Below are 16,249 nucleotides of genomic sequence, written 5' to 3'. Positions count from 1 at the left end.
TCGTGTTCAGGTGGTTTGACCGACACGCTGGTCACCAGCGGTCGAGAGTTCGCGCCCGCGCGTTTCCGGTAGCGCCAGCGTCATCGCCAGGAAGATCACGATCGCCGGCACCACCACCATCATGCCCAGTGCGAGCTGACCTCCGGACGCCGCGGCCACCAGCGGCACCACGACCGGCGCCAGGCTGCCGACGCCGCGGCCGGCCATGTAGATGAAGGACACAGCTGTCGATCGCACCTCGATCGGATAGATCTCCGACAGCCAGGTGCCGACGACACCGAGCGCCGAATTGCCGATGACGAAGGCGATGTAGGTCCAGAACATCGGGAAGAGGAACAGGCTGCCGGCGTACTTGTCGTGCGCGAAGCTGTAGAGCCCGGCCGCCATCGCACACCAAGCGAGGCCGGGGATCAACGCGCCGAAGCGACGGCCGAAGGCGTCGTTCAGCAGGCCCATGCACAGGTAAGAGCAGCCGCCGACGATGGAGGCGATCACGGAGACGTTGCGCACCACTTCGGGCGGCGCGTCGAGCGTCCTCTGCATCAGCGTCGGCATGAAGACGACGACGCCGTAGTAACAGAACATGTAGCCCATCATCCAGGCCAGGCACATCAGCGACACCGGCAGTAGGCGTCCCTGGAACATCAGCACCAGCGTGTTGGTGGTCTTGACCGGCGCCGCGACCTGCCCGGCCTTGCGCGCCTGATCGAACTGCAGCCAGGCCTTGGATTCCGGCATGAAGACGCGGATGAAGATCATCAACACGATCGGTGCGCTGCCGGTGAGCAGCGCGATGCGCCAGCCCCACTCGAGGCTGAACGAGGTCGTGGCCCAGACGCCGACGATCGAGGCGCCGGCGCTGGCGATCACCGCGCTGCCCTGGATGAAAGCACTGCCGAGGCCGCGGCGTTCCTTGTTCCAGGCTTCGTTGAACAGCACCATGCCGGCGCCCCACTCGCCGCCGAGGCCGATGCCGGTGATGAAGCGCAGCACGGCGAGGCTCGGATAGTTCCACGCGAACGCCGAGGCGATCGAGCCGGCGGCGAATACGAACAACGTGAGTTGCAGCGCCTGCTTGCGACCGAGGCGGTCGCCGAGCCAGCCGAACAGCGCGCCGCCGATCACCGAGCCGACCAGAGTGAGGCTGGTGACGCTCGCCACCTGCGTCAGCGAGATGCTTAGTGACTTCTGGATCGAGCCCATCAGGAACGGCATGATCAGCACGTCGTAGAGATCGAGCGCGAAGCCGAGCATACAGGAGAAGATGATCGTCGCCCGCTCGGCGAAGCTATAGCTGCCGGTCTGCGGCATCGTAGTCGAACTGCTCATGATAGAACTCGCTGGGACGCCGCGGCCTTAGTCGGTCGATTTCGGCGTCTGGAACACGGAATTGAGGGTGACGATCTCGCCGAGGCGCGCGTAGCGCGGGCCTCCGATGCGCGCGATCGGATCGAGCGCGTGGGTTTCCACCTTGCCGTCGTTCATCAGGCCGTCGCGCAGATGAATCATCACGACTTCGCCGACGATCAGCCGGCTGCGGCTTTCGCCGAATTCGAGGCATTGCCGGAATTGACATTCCATCGCCACCGGCGGCGCGGCTAGGCGCGGCACGCGAATGCGCTCGCTCGGCAGCGTTTCCAGCCCGAGCACCTCGACCTCGCTGATGTCGGCCGGATGCTCGACCGAACTGTCGTGCACCGCCTTCATCAGCGGCGAGTCGGCGATGTGGATCACATATTCTTCGTTGGCCAGGATATTGTGCGCCGTGTCCTTGTAGTCCTTGCCCTTGCGGCCGACGCTGATGGCCAGCATCGGCGGCTTCTGCGAGACGAAGGTGAAAGCACTGAACGGCGCCAGGTTGAGGACACCGGCCCCCGACAGGCTGGTGACCCAGGCAATCGGACGCGGCACGACGACGCCGCTCATCAGACGGTATATACGTTCCGCGCCGAGCTCTGCGGGGTCAACTTTCATCAATCAGTCAGCCTTGATATTCGCCGCACGGACCACCGGGATCCACTTGGCATCTTCGCGTTCGAGATAGGCGGTGAACTCCGCCGGCGTCATCGCGACGGCTTCGGCGCCGAGATTGTCGAACTTAGTGACGATGGCCGGGTCTTTGAGAATAGCGGCCAGCGTGTCGTGCAGTCTGTCGATGATCGGCGCCGGCGTTCCCGCAGGAGCGAACAGGCCGGTGAAAGTTTGCGCGTCGAAGTCCTTGTAGCCGAGCTCGCTGAACGTCGGCACATCCGGCAATGATTTCAAACGACGCTGGCTGGTGACGGCCAACGCCCGGAACGACCCGTTCTTCAGGAACGGCAGCGCCACCGACATCTGATCGAAGGCGAAGTTCACCTGCCCGCCGAGCAGATCATTGGTCGCCGGCGCGTTGCCGCGATAGTGCACGGTGACCCATTTCAACCCGAGCGAGGACTGCGCCAGCTCGCTGAGCAGATGGTTGGTCGTGCCGGCGCCGGGTGACGCCATCGTCAGCTTGCCCGGCTCGGCCTTGGCGAGATCGAAGAATTCCTTGAGCGTCGTCGCCTTCACCGAGGGATGCACTTCCAGCACCAGCGGCGTCATCGAAATCGTCGAGATCGGCGCGAAGTCGCGCTTCCAATTATAGGCGTCGCGCTTGTTGATCACCGGCGCGAACAGCACCGGGCCGTTGGCGCCGACGAACAGCGTATATCCGTCGTTCGCGGACTTGGCGAAGACTTCGCCGGCGATGGCGCCGCCTGCTCCGGCCTTGTTGTCGATGATGAAAGGCTGGCCGAGCCGCTCTTGAAGCTTGTCGGCAATGATACGCGCGGCGCTGTCGACATTGCCGCCGGCCGGATACGGCACGATCAGCTTGACGCTGCGCGCCGGCCATTGCTGCGCAGCGACAGGACTGGCCAGCATCACGCCGACGGCGAGCAAGGCGTAGCAAAGACGTCTCATCGATTCCCTCCCGGCTTGTTGTTGGCGTTATCCGCCTGTTGTTGTTGCGCCGTCCAATCGGCGAGCCGGGCCAACATTGGCGCAAGGGCTTTACGTGTCGACCGAAATGTGTCGTTTTTGTTCATATGGTGGACAACGACAATATAGCCGGCAACGACCCGGCGCCTCGCCGCGGTGCGCAATCGATCCGACGCGCAGTCGGTGTGTTGCGCATTCTGGCTGCGGGACAGCAGGACGGCGTCGCGCTCAGCGAGGTCGTGCGCGTCACCGGTCTCAGCCGTCCCACTGTGCACCGCATCATTCACGTGCTGATCGAAGAGGGCATCGTCGAGCGGCAGGGCAAAAACTACGCGATCGGACGGCAGGTCCCCGAGCTCGCCCTCGCCCGTCCGAGCCGGCCGGCGCTGCTCATCGCCTCAGACCCGATCCTCAGCCGCGCGTCAGCCGAACTCGGCGACACGCTGTTCCTGACTGTGCGCACCGGCAACGACACACTGTGTATCGACCGACGTATGGGCGCTTATCCGATCCAGGTGCTGTCGATCGAGATCGGCGCGCGCCGGCCGCTCGGCGTCAGTAGCGCCGGCGTGGCAATCCTGGCTGCGCTGCCCGGCCAGGAGGCGCGCAAGATCGTCAGCGACAACGAACGCCGCTTCGACGTGTACCGCACCGATGCGCCGACCATTCTTGGCCAGATCGCCGCCGCCCGCCGCCACGGTTACAGCCTGCGCGAGGCAGGTCTCGTCCACGGAACAAAGTCGATTTCGGTTTGGATCAAGAGCAGGAACAACAGGCCCGCCGCCGCTCTGACGCTCACCGCAATCAAAGCCCGCCTCGGCGCGCGCCGTGAGCAGGAGGTGGCCGAAGTGCTGCAACACAGCGCGACCGCCATCGAGCGACAGCTGGCGATGCTGACGCAGTCCGGTCAGGCTCGGTCGCCGAGGGCTTGAGACCCGCGGGAGCTCAGCGTCACGCTGCAGGGCCGATGACAAATCGGCATTGGTGCCGCCTTCCATCGACTGCTACATGCAGCCCCGAAACAGGAGAGCCGCCTTGCGCATCGTCGAGATCCGGGAACGCACCTACCCCATCGCCTCGCCCATCGCCAACGCCTATATCGACTTCAGCAAGATGACGCTGAGCCTCGTCGCCGTCATCACCGACGTGATGCGGGACGGCAAGCGCGTCGTCGGCTACGGATTCAATTCCAACGGGCGCTATGGCCAGGGCGCGCTGATGCGCGAGCGCTTCATCCCGCGGCTGATGGAGGCGGAGCCCGGCAGCCTGCTGAACGACGCCGGCGACAATCTCGATCCGCATAAAATCTGGGCGACGATGTTCCGCAACGAGAAGCCGGGCGGCCACGGCGAACGCTCGGTGGCGATCGGCACCATCGACATGGCGGTTTGGGACGCGACCGCCAAGATCGCCGGCAAGCCGCTGTTTCAGTATCTTGCCGACAGTCACGGCCGCATTGCCGATCCAAAGGTCTTCGTCTACGCCGCCGGCGGTTACTATTACCCCGGCAAAGACAACGCGAAGCTGATGGACGAGATGAAGGGTTACCTCGACCGCGGCTACACCGTGGTGAAGATGAAGATCGGCGGCGCGCCGCTCACCGATGATCTCAAGCGCATCGAGGCCGTGCTCGGCATGCTGCCGGCCGGCTGCCAGCTCGCGGTCGATGCCAACGGCCGGTTCGATGTGCGGACCGCGATCGACTACGCCAAGGCGCTCTCGGCCTATGATCTGTTCTGGTACGAAGAAGCCGGCGATCCGCTCGACTACGAACTGCAGGCCGAACTGGCGCAGCACTACGCGGGCCCGATGGCCACCGGCGAGAACCTGTTCAGCCATCAGGACGCACGCAACCTCATCCGCTATGGCGGCATGCGCAAGGACATCGACTGGCTGCAGTTCGACTGCGCGCTCAGCTACGGCCTCGTCGAATATCTGCGCACGCTGGAGATGCTGCAGTCCTCCGGCTGGTCGCCGTCGCGATGCATCCCGCACGGCGGCCACCAGATGTCGCTGGCGATCGCGGCCGGCCTCGGACTCGGCGGCAACGAATCCTATCCCGACCTGTTTCAGCCGTTCGGCGGCTTCCCCGACAGCGTCCGCGTCGAGAACGGTTACGTCAACCTGCCGCCGCTACCGGGCATCGGCTTCGAAGGCAAGGCCGATCTGTATAAGGTGATGTTCGAGCTGAGCGCGTGACGGGGTCATCTACGACTAGAAGCACCTCGACTTAACGAGACAGTGCAGCCTCGCCTGCGAGAACAACTATCCCGAGGCGGCGATCTCGAAAGGAATTTACCGCTTTCCAATCCCGGAAGGCAGCATCGGCGTTGCTATTTTCCCGGGCGTCTCGACAGGCCGCCGTCATCTGCCCATCATTCTCAACCGAACAATGGTTGTTGAAGGACGAGGCGGCATGCAGCGGCGAGACTTTCTCAGACTGAGCGTCGGTGTAGCTACGACGTCACTACTGACGCGTCAGGCTGGCGCAGAACCGGCGACTGAGATCCGGATCGGTTATCAGAAGAACGGCGTGCTGGTCATCGCTCGGCAGCGTCGCAGCCTGGAGGATCACTTCGCCTCGCAGAACGTCGGCGTGAAATGGATCGAGTTCTCCTCGGGGCCGCCGATGCTGGAGGCGATGAATGTCGGCAGCATCCACTACGGCGCTGTCGGCGATTCACCGCCGATCTTCGCGCAGGCCGCCGGTGCCGCGATCGTCTATGCGGCAGGCCAGCCGATCACCAATGGCCAGGGGATTCTCGTTCCCAAGAATTCGGCAATCCACACCCTCGCCGATCTCAAGGGCAGACGTATCGGGTTCACCAAGGGATCGAGCGCCCACAACGTCGTCCTGCTGGCGCTGCAGAAAGCCGGCCTCTCTTACGGCGACATTACCCCGGTTTATCTGACACCGCCCGATGCCGGCCCCGCCTTCGCACAAGGCGGCATCGATGCCTGGGCTGTCTGGGACCCCTATTTCACCATAGGCGAGCTGAAGCAGAACGGCCGCATTCTGGCCAATGCCTCCGAGCTCGGCCGGACTAATTCGTTCTACATTGCCAACCGCGAGTTCGCGCAGCGCAACGCGGCGATCCTCAAGCAGATCATTGCCGTCACCAGCGAAGTCGCGCAGTGGGCCGAAACCCATCGCGACGAGGTGGCGCAATCGCTCGCCACCATCACAGGCATTCCGCTCGACATCCAGACGGTCGCCGCCAACCGCTCGTCGTTCGTTGTCGGTCCAGTGACCGACGACATCGTCGCGACTCAGCAGGCCGTCGCCGACCGGTTTCATCAACTTGGACTGATTCCGCGGCCGATCGTGGTGCGCGACGCGGTGTGGAAGCCGCCGCAGGCGTGAACCTGCTCGACCGATAAACCACGAACAATCACCAAACAGGCGGCCACCCCATGAGCCTCGTCGAAACCCTCGCCCGTCCCCGCACCTGGCGTCTGCCACAGGCCGACGGCTTGATCCAGTGGATCGTACCGCTCGTGATCGTCGTTGTCTGGCAGGCAGCCTCCAGCTTCGGGCTGGTACCAGCCCGAGTTTTGCCGGCACCAAGCGACGTTGTCGTTGCCGGCTGGAAGCTGCTGCAATCCGGCGACCTCGTGCGCAACATCTGGGTCAGCTTCTGGCGCGCCTCGGTCGGCTTCGCCATCGGCGGCAGCATCGGCTTTGCGTTCGGCCTCGCTAATGGATTGTCCGGCCTGAGCGCCAGATTGTCCGATACCACACTGCAGATGGTCCGCAACATTCCGCATCTCGCGCTGATCCCGCTGGTGATCCTGTGGTTCGGCATCGACGAGCAGGCCAAGCTGTTCCTGGTCGCGCTCGGCGTGTTCTTCCCGATCTATCTCAACACGCTGCACGGCATCCGCACCGTCGATCCGCAACTGATCGAAATGGGCCGCATCTACGGCATGAGTAATCTCGAACTGTTCCGCCGCGTGATCTTCCCCGGTGCGCTGCCGTCGGTGTTCGTCGGCGTCCGCTTCGCGCTCGGCATCATGTGGCTGACGCTGATCGTCGCCGAAACGATCGCGGCCTCATCCGGCCTTGGCTACATGGCCATGCAGGCGCGCGAATTCATGCAGATCGATGTCGTGGTGCTGTCTATCCTGATCTACGCGCTGCTCGGCAAGCTGGCCGACAGCGCGTCGCGGCTTCTCGAACGGCTGACGCTGTCGTGGCATCCGGCATTTCAGAAAGCGTGAGGAAGCGATGATCGAAGCTCTGCAATTTCTCGTCGCCGAACCTCGGCCGAATTCGTTCGACGTGGACGACACAAGTTCCGAGCGAGCGGCCCCGCCGCGCCCCGAGACGGCGGCGCTGCCGCTCGATCTCCGCGGCCTGCGCAAGTCCTTCGGCGACAACGACGTACTGCGCGGCATCGACCTGCATATTCCGGCCGGTCAGTTCGTCACCATCGTCGGTCGCAGCGGTTGCGGCAAGAGCACGCTGCTGCGGCTGATCGCAGGGCTGGAAGCACCGAGCGCCGGCCAGATCGGCTTCGGCGAGGACAAGCTGCCGGGCGATGTCCGCGTGATGTTCCAGGAGCCGCGCCTGCTGCCATGGGCGCGTGTCCTCGCCAATGTCGAGATCGGGCTCGGCACTGAGCGCAGTTCGCCTGATGCGAAGGCGCGTGCCGAGGCTGCGATGATCGAAGTCGGGCTCGACGACAAACGCGGGCAATGGCCGGCGGTGCTGTCGGGTGGCCAGAAGCAGCGTGTCGCCCTGGCGCGCGCGCTGGTCAGCCGACCACGCGTTCTTGCCTTCGACGAGCCGCTGGGCGCGCTCGATGCGTTGACCCGTATCGCGATGCAGCGCCTGCTCGAAGATGTGTGGCGCGACCAGGGCTTCACCGCAATCCTAGTGACTCACGACGTCGCCGAAGCCGTCGCGCTGGCCGACCGCGTGCTGGTGATCGAGGACGGCCGCATCGCCAAGGATCTGCTGATCGACCTGCCGCGTCCGCGTCAGCGCGGCTCTGCGGAACTCGCCGCGCTCGAAGGCGAGATATTGCGCGATCTGCTGAAGGGGTCGGAGGACGCCTTCGAACTGTAATCGGACGAAGAGGCCGTCATGAGTGTTGCTCTGGAGGACGACTGTCGCCGCTCCGTCGCTCCGGCGGATTTCGCCCATGCCATGCGCCAACTCGCCAGCGGCGTCAGCATCATCACGACCGACGCGGGCGGCATACGCGTCGGCGTCACGGCCACCGCGGTGACGTCGTTGTCGATCTCGCCGCCATCGCTCATCGTCTGCCTCAACCAGAATTCGTCGACCGGGCCGCTCGCGGCGCAGAGCCGGTGCTTCGCGGTCAACATCCTGGCCGCCGACCAGATCGACATCAGCGAGCGCTTCGCCGGCAAAGGCAGGTTGAAAGGCGAGGCTCGGTTCGCACACGGGAGCTGGTTCGCCGGAATCACCGGCGCGCCAATTCTGTCCGGAGCGCTCGCCACACTCGAATGCGAAGTCGAAGAAGTCATCGCCCGTCATACACACGCAATCCTGATCGGCCGCGTCGTCCACACCGCGACGCTGCCGCGCAAGGCATCACTCGCCTATTGGCAGGGCAGCTACGTCGCGATCGATCGCGACGAGGACCTCCTGCGCCTCGCCGAAGTGAGCGTCCCGAGCGCCAAGCACGGCTGATCGGCGAGGCCGCGGACGACGAACTTATCAGTCTGCATATTGCCTGCTATCGCACCCGCGCCGCAAAGCATAGTTCCGGCGGATCGCGCCGATCTTTGGAATTCAACTCCGCCTCAATCCCACCTCTAATGATACCCCGCAAATAATCATTGGAGCTGGCTCATGAAGACTTCGCGAAGATCGCTACTCGCCGTCGCCGTCGCGGCGCTCGCGGCATCGTCCATCTGCGCTGCTGCCGCCGAGCTGAAGGAAGTCCGCATCGGCTTCCAGAAGGCCGGCATTCAGCCCGCGGTCAAAGAGCGCGGCGTGCTCGAAGCGACGCTGAAGAACAAGGGCCTGACCGTGAAGTGGGTCGAGTTCACCTTCGGCCCACCGCTGCTCGAAGCGCTCAACACCGGCAATATCGATTTCGGCTACACCGGCGATACGCCGCCCATCTTCGCCCAGGCCGCCGCCGCCAATCTGCTCTACGTCGCCGCTTTGCCCGGCTCCGGCAAGAACGAAGGCATCGTCGTCCCGGCGAATTCGCCGATCAAGACCGTCGCCGATCTCAAGGGCAAGCGGCTCTCCATCCCGAAGGGCTCGAGCGCGCACAACACCGCGGTCGCCATCCTCGAAAAAGCCGGGCTGCAATTCTCCGACGTCACCGCCGTGTATCTCCCGCCGGCCGACGGCACGGCAGCTTTCGCCGGCGGGACTGTCGACGCCTGGTCGGTGTGGGATCCCTATCTGGCGCTCGCGGAAAAGAGCGGGGCGCGCGTGCTGAGCTTCGCCGGTGATGCCCACCAGTCGATCGGCTTCTTCCTGGCCAATCGCGAATTCACCAACGCACATGGCGACGTCGTCGCCTTGCTCAACCAGAGCTTCGCCAAGGAAGCCCAATGGGCAAACACTCATCACGACGAAATCACCAAGTCGCTGGCCGCCGCCACCGGCGTCGATCCGGCGGTGGTCGCGGTGCTGGTCGGGCGCTCGGTATTTGAAGTCACGCCGGTGACGGACAAGGTCGCCGCCGAGCAGCAGCAGACCGCCGATCGCTTCTACAAGCTCGGCCTCATCCCCAAGCCGATCAACGTCCGCGACATCGTCTGGAAATGGTCGCCGGCATCGTGACCGGCGTCCTGCATACCTCGGAGCAACAGCAATGAGCTTCTACAGAGACTTCAACGACAAGGTCGCCATCGAGGCCTGGACGACGTCCACACGCCCAGCGTATCGCACCATCGAGGTGAAGCGGCTGACGCCCACGATCGGCGCCGAGATCGGCGGCGTCGATCTCGGCCGCGACCTCAGCGACGAGCAGTTCGCCGAGATCCATCGCGCGCTCGACGAAAATCTCGCAATCGTGTTCCGCGATCAGGACATCACGCGGGAAGACCATAAACGTTTCGCCCGCCGCTTCGGCAACGCGCTGCACAAGCACGAATTGGCGGCCACGCGCTTCAAGCACGACGGCGTATTCGATCCGGAACTGCTGGCGTGGAAGACCGGCCGCGACTCCCGCTTCACCGCCGGAGACGGTTGGCATCCGGACGTGTCCTGCGATCCGAGTCCGATCGCGGTGTCGCTGCTGCGCGTCACCAAGACGCCGCCGATCGGGGGCGACACCGCCTTCGCCAACATGTATCTGGCCTACGAATTCCTGTCGGACCCGTTCAAGCAATTACTGGACGGACTGACGGCTATCCACGACGGCTCGCTCGCCTGGACCGCCGGCTATGGCGCCAAGCCCGATCCCGGCAAAACCTATCCGCAGACCGAGCATCCGGTGGTGGCGACACATCCGCGCACCGGGCGCAAATTCCTCTACGTCAACGCCTCGTTCACCTCGCACATCGTGCAGCTGACGCGAAAGGAAAGCGACGCAATCCTGCAGCATCTGTACCATCACATCGAGGGTCAGCTCGCGCTGCAGACGCGCGTGCACTGGCAGTCGAACTCGCTGCTGGTCTGGGACAATTGGGCCAGCCAGCATCACGCCGTGTGGGACTACTACCCCGAAGAACGCTGGGGAGAGCGCGTGTCCGTCGTCACCGGCGAAGCCCCGCAGGCGAGATTGCCGATCGCCGAGGCGGCTGAGTAGTGCGCAATGAGAGGCCGGCCCTCAGCCGGCCTCTCGAACCTGCGGCATCAGACAGCATCCGCTCGATTGTCGCAGCGTCTTCCATTGATTGAAACGATACCGGTCTACCCAGAGGTGCTGAGCCCTAATCCTGAGGAGCCCGGCGAAGCTGGGCGTCTCGAAGGATGGAACCAAGCGAGCCTCGCGGCACATGGTTCGAGACGGCGCTACGCGCCTCCTCACCGTGAGGTGTGCTTGTGGTAAGAGCTGCCGATGGCCGGCCCTGAAGCAGAACGGTTCTACTCGGACGCCCCCCTCGCGACGGCCGGCAAAGCGAACGAGAACGTCGCGCCGCCGTTCGGTGCGTTCACGGCGACGAGCTCGCCGCCGTGCTCGCGGACGATGCCGTAGCTGATCCAGAGACCGAGGCCGGTGCCCTCGCCGACACGCTTGGTCGTGAAGAACGGCTCGAAGATACGGTTGATGTGGTCCATATCGATGCCCGGACCGTTGTCCGAAATGCCGACCAGGACCTCGTTCCCTTTGCGCGCGGCGGACACGACAAGCCGAGGCGACGCCGTGCTCCGCATCGCGTCGATGGCGTTTTCGACCAGATTGACGATGACCTGATGCAACTGACCTTCGTTGCCGGAGATCCACAGCCCCGGCTCGACGTCCAGTTGCAGATCGACGCGGACCTGCTTGGTGCGGACCGCCCATAGCACCGCGGTGTTGATCAGCCGTTCGATATCCACATGCTCGACTTCGCCGAGCCTGCTGAAAGAAAGCCGGCGTAAATTCTTGACGATCTCGCTGATGCGGACGGCGCCCTCCATGGTGCCTTCGATCAACGGACCGAGATCTTCCATCACTTCATCGATGCGCAGGCTCTTCTTCAGTGCGGCGAGGTCGCTGGCCTTGCCGTCGCCATGCACCGCGTCGAGATAGGTGTCGATGGCGGTGCGGTAGCGTGTCAGCGTGTGGATGTTGCCGTAGACGAAGCTGATCGGATTGTTCAGCTCGTGCGCGACGCCGGCCACGAGGCGGCCGAGACTCGCCATCTTCTCCTGCTCGACCAGCTGACGCTGGGCGCGCTGCAGTTCGTGATGCGCCTTGTGCAGCGCCTCGTAGGCGCGGCGCAGTTCGCCGACTGGCCGTCCGGTCAGCACCACACCGATGAATCGGCCGCGATGATCGTGCCGCGGCGAGCTGTTGATTGCGAACAGATCGGTGCTGCCGCTGTCCGTCGAAAATCTCAACTCGCTGTCGACGACATCCGGCGTCGCGCGCGGCTTCAGCAATGGCGCCAGCTTAGCCCGGTCGGCCGCATCGATGACGTTGGCGATGTTGCGGCCGACCACCTCCGCGACGCTGCGGCCAAGCGCCTGCTGGCACGCCGAATTGACCTGCTGCACCAGCCCGCGCGCGTCGCAGACGATCAGGATGTCGGAGACGGACTCGATGACGTTGGTGACGAACGCCTGGGCTTCCTCGAGTTCCGCATTCTTGTGTTCGAGGTCGACTTCGTAACGCAGAAGGTCCGAATAGACCTCGTCCATCTTGCGGATGACTTCGATCCAGGCACCTTCGCGCTCGGGGTCGAACTCGATCGCGCCTCCGCTGGTCACCAGCTTGAGGAGCGAGTCGGTCTCGAAGGCTTCAGGAGTACGCGTCACCTTTGGCATTTCTTCTCAAATCGTACCGCGACAGCTTGTTCCTGAGCCCCACGCGGGACAGCCCGAGCTCACTGGCGACACGGCTGATATTGCCGTCGTATCGCTCCAGGCAGGAGATGATAACCGACTTCTCGAGATCCTCCACCTTGTCTTTGAGAGACGCCGAACCGTTGAGCTTACCGTGAGTCGGCAACGGCGCAGCCTTCCGGGTGCTGCGGCGGCCGAGCTGCGGTGGCGCGCGCAGTTCGTCCTGATCGGCCAGCACGGCCATGCGCTGGATCTCGTTCTGTAGCTCGCGCACATTGCCTGGCCAGTGATATTTGGAAAACTCCTCCAGCGCCCCGCGCGAAAAGCGCAAGCCGCCGCGATTGAAGGATGTCCGGACCGCCGACAACACACCCTCCGCAATCAGCGGGATATCCATCGGCCGTTCGCGTAGCGACGGCATGTGCACGGGAAATGCCGCGAGCCGGTAGTACAGGTCGCGCCGGAAGCGCCCGGCTTCGACCTCGGCCTCCAGGTCGCGGTTGGTCGCCGCAACCACGCGGACGTCCACCTTGCGCACGCGCTGCGCGCCCAGCGGCCGGATTTCGCTCTCCTGCAGCACGCGCAGCAGCTTGACCTGGAAGGCGGGCGACGTCTCGCCGATCTCGTCGAGAAAGATCGTGCCGCCATCCGCGACTTCGAACAGGCCGATACGATCCTGGTAAGCGCCGGTGAAAGCCCCCTTCTTGCAGCCGAACAATTCGCTCTCGAGCAGTTCGTCCGGCAACGCGCCGCAGTTCTCGACCACGAAAGCCTTGGTAGCACGCGCCGAGCCGTAGTGAATGGCGCGGGCCAGCAACTCCTTGCCTGTGCCGGACTCGCCGGTGATCAGCACCGAGATGTCGTAGTCGGCGGCACGCCTGCCGAGGTCGATGACGCCGCGCATCGGACTGTCGGGCGAATGCACGATGCGGTCGAAATCGTGAAGCTGCTTGGCGGCCCCGCGCTTGACCGACACGACTTTCTTGATGTGGCCCGAGCGCGCCTTGACGTCGACGCCGGCGGTCTCTGTCTCTTTCTGCAGCCGATAGAGCTGCACCGCCTCCTTGACGGTCTCGACCAGTTGGTCCGGTTGCCAGGGCTTGGTGATGTACTGATAGATGCCGGCCTCGTTCAGCCCCGCGATGATGTCCTCCGACTCCGAATAGCCCGAAATGATCATCCGCACCGGATCAGGCCAGAGTTCGCGAACCCGCTTCAGGAAGTTCACGCCGGATTCCTGCGGCATCCGCTGATCGCAGAGGATGGCGTGAACGATCTCGCCCTCCAGCAGCTTCTCCGCGTCCGTGGCATTGCCGACGCAAAGAACTTCAAAATCATCCCGAAGCACCCGGCGCAGTGCTTCCTGCGAGCGGACCTCGTCGTCGACGACCAGAATGGTTCCCTGAATACTCACAACAGCACCACAAAGCGGTCAGACCGATCTGGCGCGCAGCTATGCGGCCGCTTGATCAGGCCGTTAAGAGAATGCAATCGGAGCAGAATGCGCATCGGGTCCTCAGCAGATCCTCGGCAATTGCTCGCCTGACAGCCAGTCGACAATGCGACCGCCGCCGAAGCTCGTCGCCATCTGTACGAAGTGATGATCGTCGGCGATCGCCTCGCCGATATCGGCAGCGTCGCGGCCGAGCGGATGCGCACGCATCGCCGCGAGCACCGCTGCGGCGTCCTCGGGCGCCACGATCGCGACCAGCTTGCCCTCGTTGGCGACATACAGCGGATCGAGTCCGAGCAGCTCACAGGCCGCCGCAACGCCCGGCTTCACCGGGATCGACTCCTCGACGAGGTGAAAACCGAGGCCGGATTGCTGCGCGATTTCGTTAAGCGTCGCGGCCAGCCCGCCGCGGGTGGGATCGCGCATCAGCCGGATGCCGGGGCCGGCAGCGGCGACCATGTCGGCGACGAGATCGTTGAGCGATGCCGAGTCCGATACGATCTCGGTCTCGAACGCGAGGTTCTGCCGCTTCGACATGATGGCGACGCCGTGATCGCCGAGCGTGCCGGAGATCAGCACGCGGTCGCCGACACGGGCGTTCTCGGCCGACAGATCAAGGCCGTACGGCACGACGCCGACACCGGCCGTCGAGATGAACACGCCGTCGGCCTTGCCACGCTCGACCACCTTGGTATCACCGGTGATGATGTGGACGCCGGCCGCGCGCGCCGCCTCCCCCATGGACTCGGCGATAATCTTGAGGTCGGCGAAGCGAAAGCCTTCCTCGATGATGAAACTCGCCGACAGATACAACGGCCGCGCGCCCGCCATGGCGATGTCGTTGACGGTGCCGTGCACCGCGAGCGAGCCGATATTGCCGCCCGGGAAAAACAGCGGCGATACCACGTAGCCGTCGGTCGTCATCACCATGCGGCCGGCGGCAACGTCGAAGGCCGACTGATCGTTGCCGCGCGCCAGCCATTCGTTGCCGAAGGCCTCGTGAAACAGCCCCGAGATCAACTGAGCCATCGCCCGGCCGCCCGAGCCGTGGGACAGGTCGACGCAGCCGTTTCGAATATCGAGCTTGCGGTGGAGCGGCTTCATGACGCCCGCCGGAGTTGGTGATCGCGGAAGCGGCCATAAGTCCAGTGCGCCGCACAGGCGCCTTCGGAAGACACCATGCACGAGCCCATCGGGGTTTCCGGCGTGCAGAGCGTACCGAACAGCTTGCAATCCGCCGGCTTCTTCACGCCGCGCAGAATGTCGCCGCATTCGCACGCGGGATTATCGTCGACGCGGAGCTCCGTCATGCCGAAGCGAAGCTCGGCGTCGTATTTGGCGTAAGCAGGCTTCAGCCTCAGCCCGCTATCCGGCAGCTGGCCGAGCCCGCGCCACTCGAATGCGTCGCGCAGTTCGAAGATGTCGGACACTTCTGCCTTGGCGCGCAGATTGCCGTCGCGGTTCACCGCGCGGCTGTACTGGTTCTCGACCTCGTGCCGATGCTCGTTGACCTGACGCACCAGCATCAGGATGGCCTGCATCATATCGAGCGGTTCGAACCCCGCGATCACCACGGGCTTGCCAAAATCGCTGGCGCAAAATTCGTACGGCGCGGTGCCGATGACGGTGGACACATGCGCCGGTCCGACGAAGCCGTCGATTTCGACACCGTGGACGTCGGGAGTATTCAAGATGCCCTGCATCGCCGGCGGCGTCAGAACGTGGTTGCAGAACACGCTGATATTTTCGAGCTGCTTCTTCTCCGCCAGCCGGATCATCACCGCTGTCGGCGGCGTCGTGGTCTCGAAGCCGATAGCGAAGAACACGACTTCGCGGCCGGGATTTTCTTCTGCGATCCGGATCGCGTCGATGGTGGAATACACCATGCGGATATCGGCGCCGCGCGCTTTGGCCTTCAGCAGCGACGCGCCCTGCGAGCCCGGGACGCGCATCAGGTCGCCATAGACGCAGAGAATGATCTCCGGCCGCTCGGCGAGGCGGATCGCCATGTCGATGCGTCCGGCCGGCAGCACGCAGACCGGACAGCCGGGACCGTGGATCATGCGCACGTTGCCAGGCAGCATATCCTCAAGGCCATAGCGCGAAATCGCATGCGTATGGCCACCGCAAAATTCCATGAAGCGATAGGATTTTTGCGGATCGGCTTCGCTGCGGATCGCCCGCGCGAGGCCGAGCGCGATCTCCTTGTCGCGAAACTCGTCGGCATATTTCATCACGCCACTCCCTGCGGCTCGGCGCTGAGTTCGCGGAGCAATTCGAGCGTCTGCCTCGCCTCCTCCGGATCGATCTTGGCCAAACGACAACAAGAAGATGGCAGCCGCGATGCGGAAGGCGCACGAGATCGTCGATGATTGCAAGGACGCCGCCACCGCCGGCCTGCGGAAAAC

15 protein-coding genes are annotated in these 16,249 nt (G+C 64.2%); 8 read left to right on the top strand and 7 right to left on the bottom strand.

Annotated elements, in window-relative coordinates; translation table 11 throughout:
- Positions 1-6: 6 nt before the first annotated feature.
- Genes I5M_RS04605 through I5M_RS04595 form a run of 3 tightly spaced genes read right to left on the bottom strand, consistent with a single transcriptional unit; the run spans position 7 to position 2,943 of the window.
- Positions 7-1,329, bottom strand: coding sequence for an MFS transporter (locus I5M_RS04605; protein WP_083909508.1), 1,323 nt, complete (start codon positions 1,327-1,329; stop codon positions 7-9).
- A gap of 27 nt (positions 1,330-1,356) precedes the next feature.
- Entirely contained in the window at positions 1,357-1,974 is a 618-nt protein-coding gene (locus I5M_RS04600; RefSeq protein ID WP_031335382.1) for a flavin reductase family protein, read from the bottom strand.
- Between the two features lie 3 nt (positions 1,975-1,977).
- The gene (locus tag I5M_RS04595) at positions 1,978-2,943 is read right to left on the bottom strand and encodes a tripartite tricarboxylate transporter substrate binding protein (protein WP_031335381.1); all 966 of its coding nucleotides are present in this window, start codon (positions 2,941-2,943) and stop codon (positions 1,978-1,980) included.
- A gap of 125 nt (positions 2,944-3,068) precedes the next feature.
- Between I5M_RS04595 and I5M_RS04590 the strand changes: the two genes are divergently transcribed.
- The 8 genes from I5M_RS04590 to I5M_RS04555 all read left to right on the top strand — a co-directional run bounded on the left by I5M_RS04590 (position 3,069) and on the right by I5M_RS04555 (position 10,706).
- A complete protein-coding gene (locus I5M_RS04590) occupies positions 3,069-3,893 on the top strand; it encodes an IclR family transcriptional regulator (protein WP_022720329.1) in 825 nt (274 codons plus the stop codon).
- Positions 3,894-3,969: 76 nt separating this feature from the next.
- Entirely contained in the window at positions 3,970-5,160 is a 1,191-nt protein-coding gene (locus tag I5M_RS04585) for a mandelate racemase/muconate lactonizing enzyme family protein (RefSeq protein ID WP_199900017.1), read from the top strand.
- A 217-nt stretch (positions 5,161-5,377) separates the two neighbouring features.
- The gene (locus I5M_RS04580; RefSeq protein WP_022720327.1) at positions 5,378-6,325 is read left to right on the top strand and encodes a sulfonate ABC transporter substrate-binding protein; all 948 of its coding nucleotides are present in this window, start codon (positions 5,378-5,380) and stop codon (positions 6,323-6,325) included.
- Positions 6,326-6,375: 50 nt separating this feature from the next.
- Positions 6,376-7,182 carry an aliphatic sulfonate ABC transporter permease SsuC gene (ssuC, locus tag I5M_RS04575; RefSeq protein ID WP_022720326.1) on the top strand — a complete coding sequence of 269 codons (807 nt, stop codon included), beginning with the start codon at positions 6,376-6,378 and terminating at the stop codon, positions 7,180-7,182.
- A 7-nt stretch (positions 7,183-7,189) separates the two neighbouring features.
- The gene (locus I5M_RS04570) at positions 7,190-8,032 is read left to right on the top strand and encodes an ATP-binding cassette domain-containing protein (protein WP_022720325.1); all 843 of its coding nucleotides are present in this window, start codon (positions 7,190-7,192) and stop codon (positions 8,030-8,032) included.
- 18 nt (positions 8,033-8,050) lie between these two features.
- Complete coding sequence (locus I5M_RS04565; RefSeq protein ID WP_022720324.1) at positions 8,051-8,623, top strand: flavin reductase family protein; 573 nt, start codon at positions 8,051-8,053, stop codon at positions 8,621-8,623.
- A 162-nt stretch (positions 8,624-8,785) separates the two neighbouring features.
- Entirely contained in the window at positions 8,786-9,736 is a 951-nt protein-coding gene (locus I5M_RS04560) for an aliphatic sulfonate ABC transporter substrate-binding protein (RefSeq protein WP_022720323.1), read from the top strand.
- A gap of 31 nt (positions 9,737-9,767) precedes the next feature.
- Positions 9,768-10,706 carry a TauD/TfdA family dioxygenase gene (locus tag I5M_RS04555; RefSeq protein ID WP_022720322.1) on the top strand — a complete coding sequence of 313 codons (939 nt, stop codon included), beginning with the start codon at positions 9,768-9,770 and terminating at the stop codon, positions 10,704-10,706.
- 278 nt (positions 10,707-10,984) lie between these two features.
- Here the strand turns inward: I5M_RS04555 and I5M_RS04550 are convergent, their stop codons facing one another.
- From I5M_RS04550 to hypD, 4 genes are all read right to left on the bottom strand, one after another.
- A complete protein-coding gene (locus I5M_RS04550; RefSeq protein WP_031335379.1) occupies positions 10,985-12,370 on the bottom strand; it encodes a sensor histidine kinase in 1,386 nt (461 codons plus the stop codon).
- Positions 12,345-13,802, bottom strand: a complete 1,458-nt coding sequence (locus tag I5M_RS04545) for a sigma-54 dependent transcriptional regulator (protein ID WP_022720320.1) — start codon at positions 13,800-13,802, stop codon at positions 12,345-12,347. Before I5M_RS04545 ends, I5M_RS04550 begins: the two co-directional genes overlap by 26 nt.
- A gap of 102 nt (positions 13,803-13,904) precedes the next feature.
- The gene (hypE, locus tag I5M_RS04540; protein ID WP_022720319.1) at positions 13,905-14,945 is read right to left on the bottom strand and encodes a hydrogenase expression/formation protein HypE; all 1,041 of its coding nucleotides are present in this window, start codon (positions 14,943-14,945) and stop codon (positions 13,905-13,907) included.
- Positions 14,942-16,075 (bottom strand): hydrogenase formation protein HypD, encoded by a 1,134-nt coding sequence (hypD, locus tag I5M_RS04535; protein WP_031335377.1) that lies wholly within the window; start codon positions 16,073-16,075, stop codon positions 14,942-14,944. The genes hypE and hypD overlap by 4 nt, the downstream gene beginning before the upstream one ends.
- Between the last annotated feature and the right edge of the window lie 174 nt (positions 16,076-16,249).

Source organism: Rhodopseudomonas sp. B29, assembly GCF_000333455.1.
GTDB lineage: Bacteria > Pseudomonadota > Alphaproteobacteria > Rhizobiales > Xanthobacteraceae > Rhodopseudomonas.
Note: the sequence above shows the minus strand (reverse complement) of the source record. Positions and strands in the feature narration are given on the sequence as shown.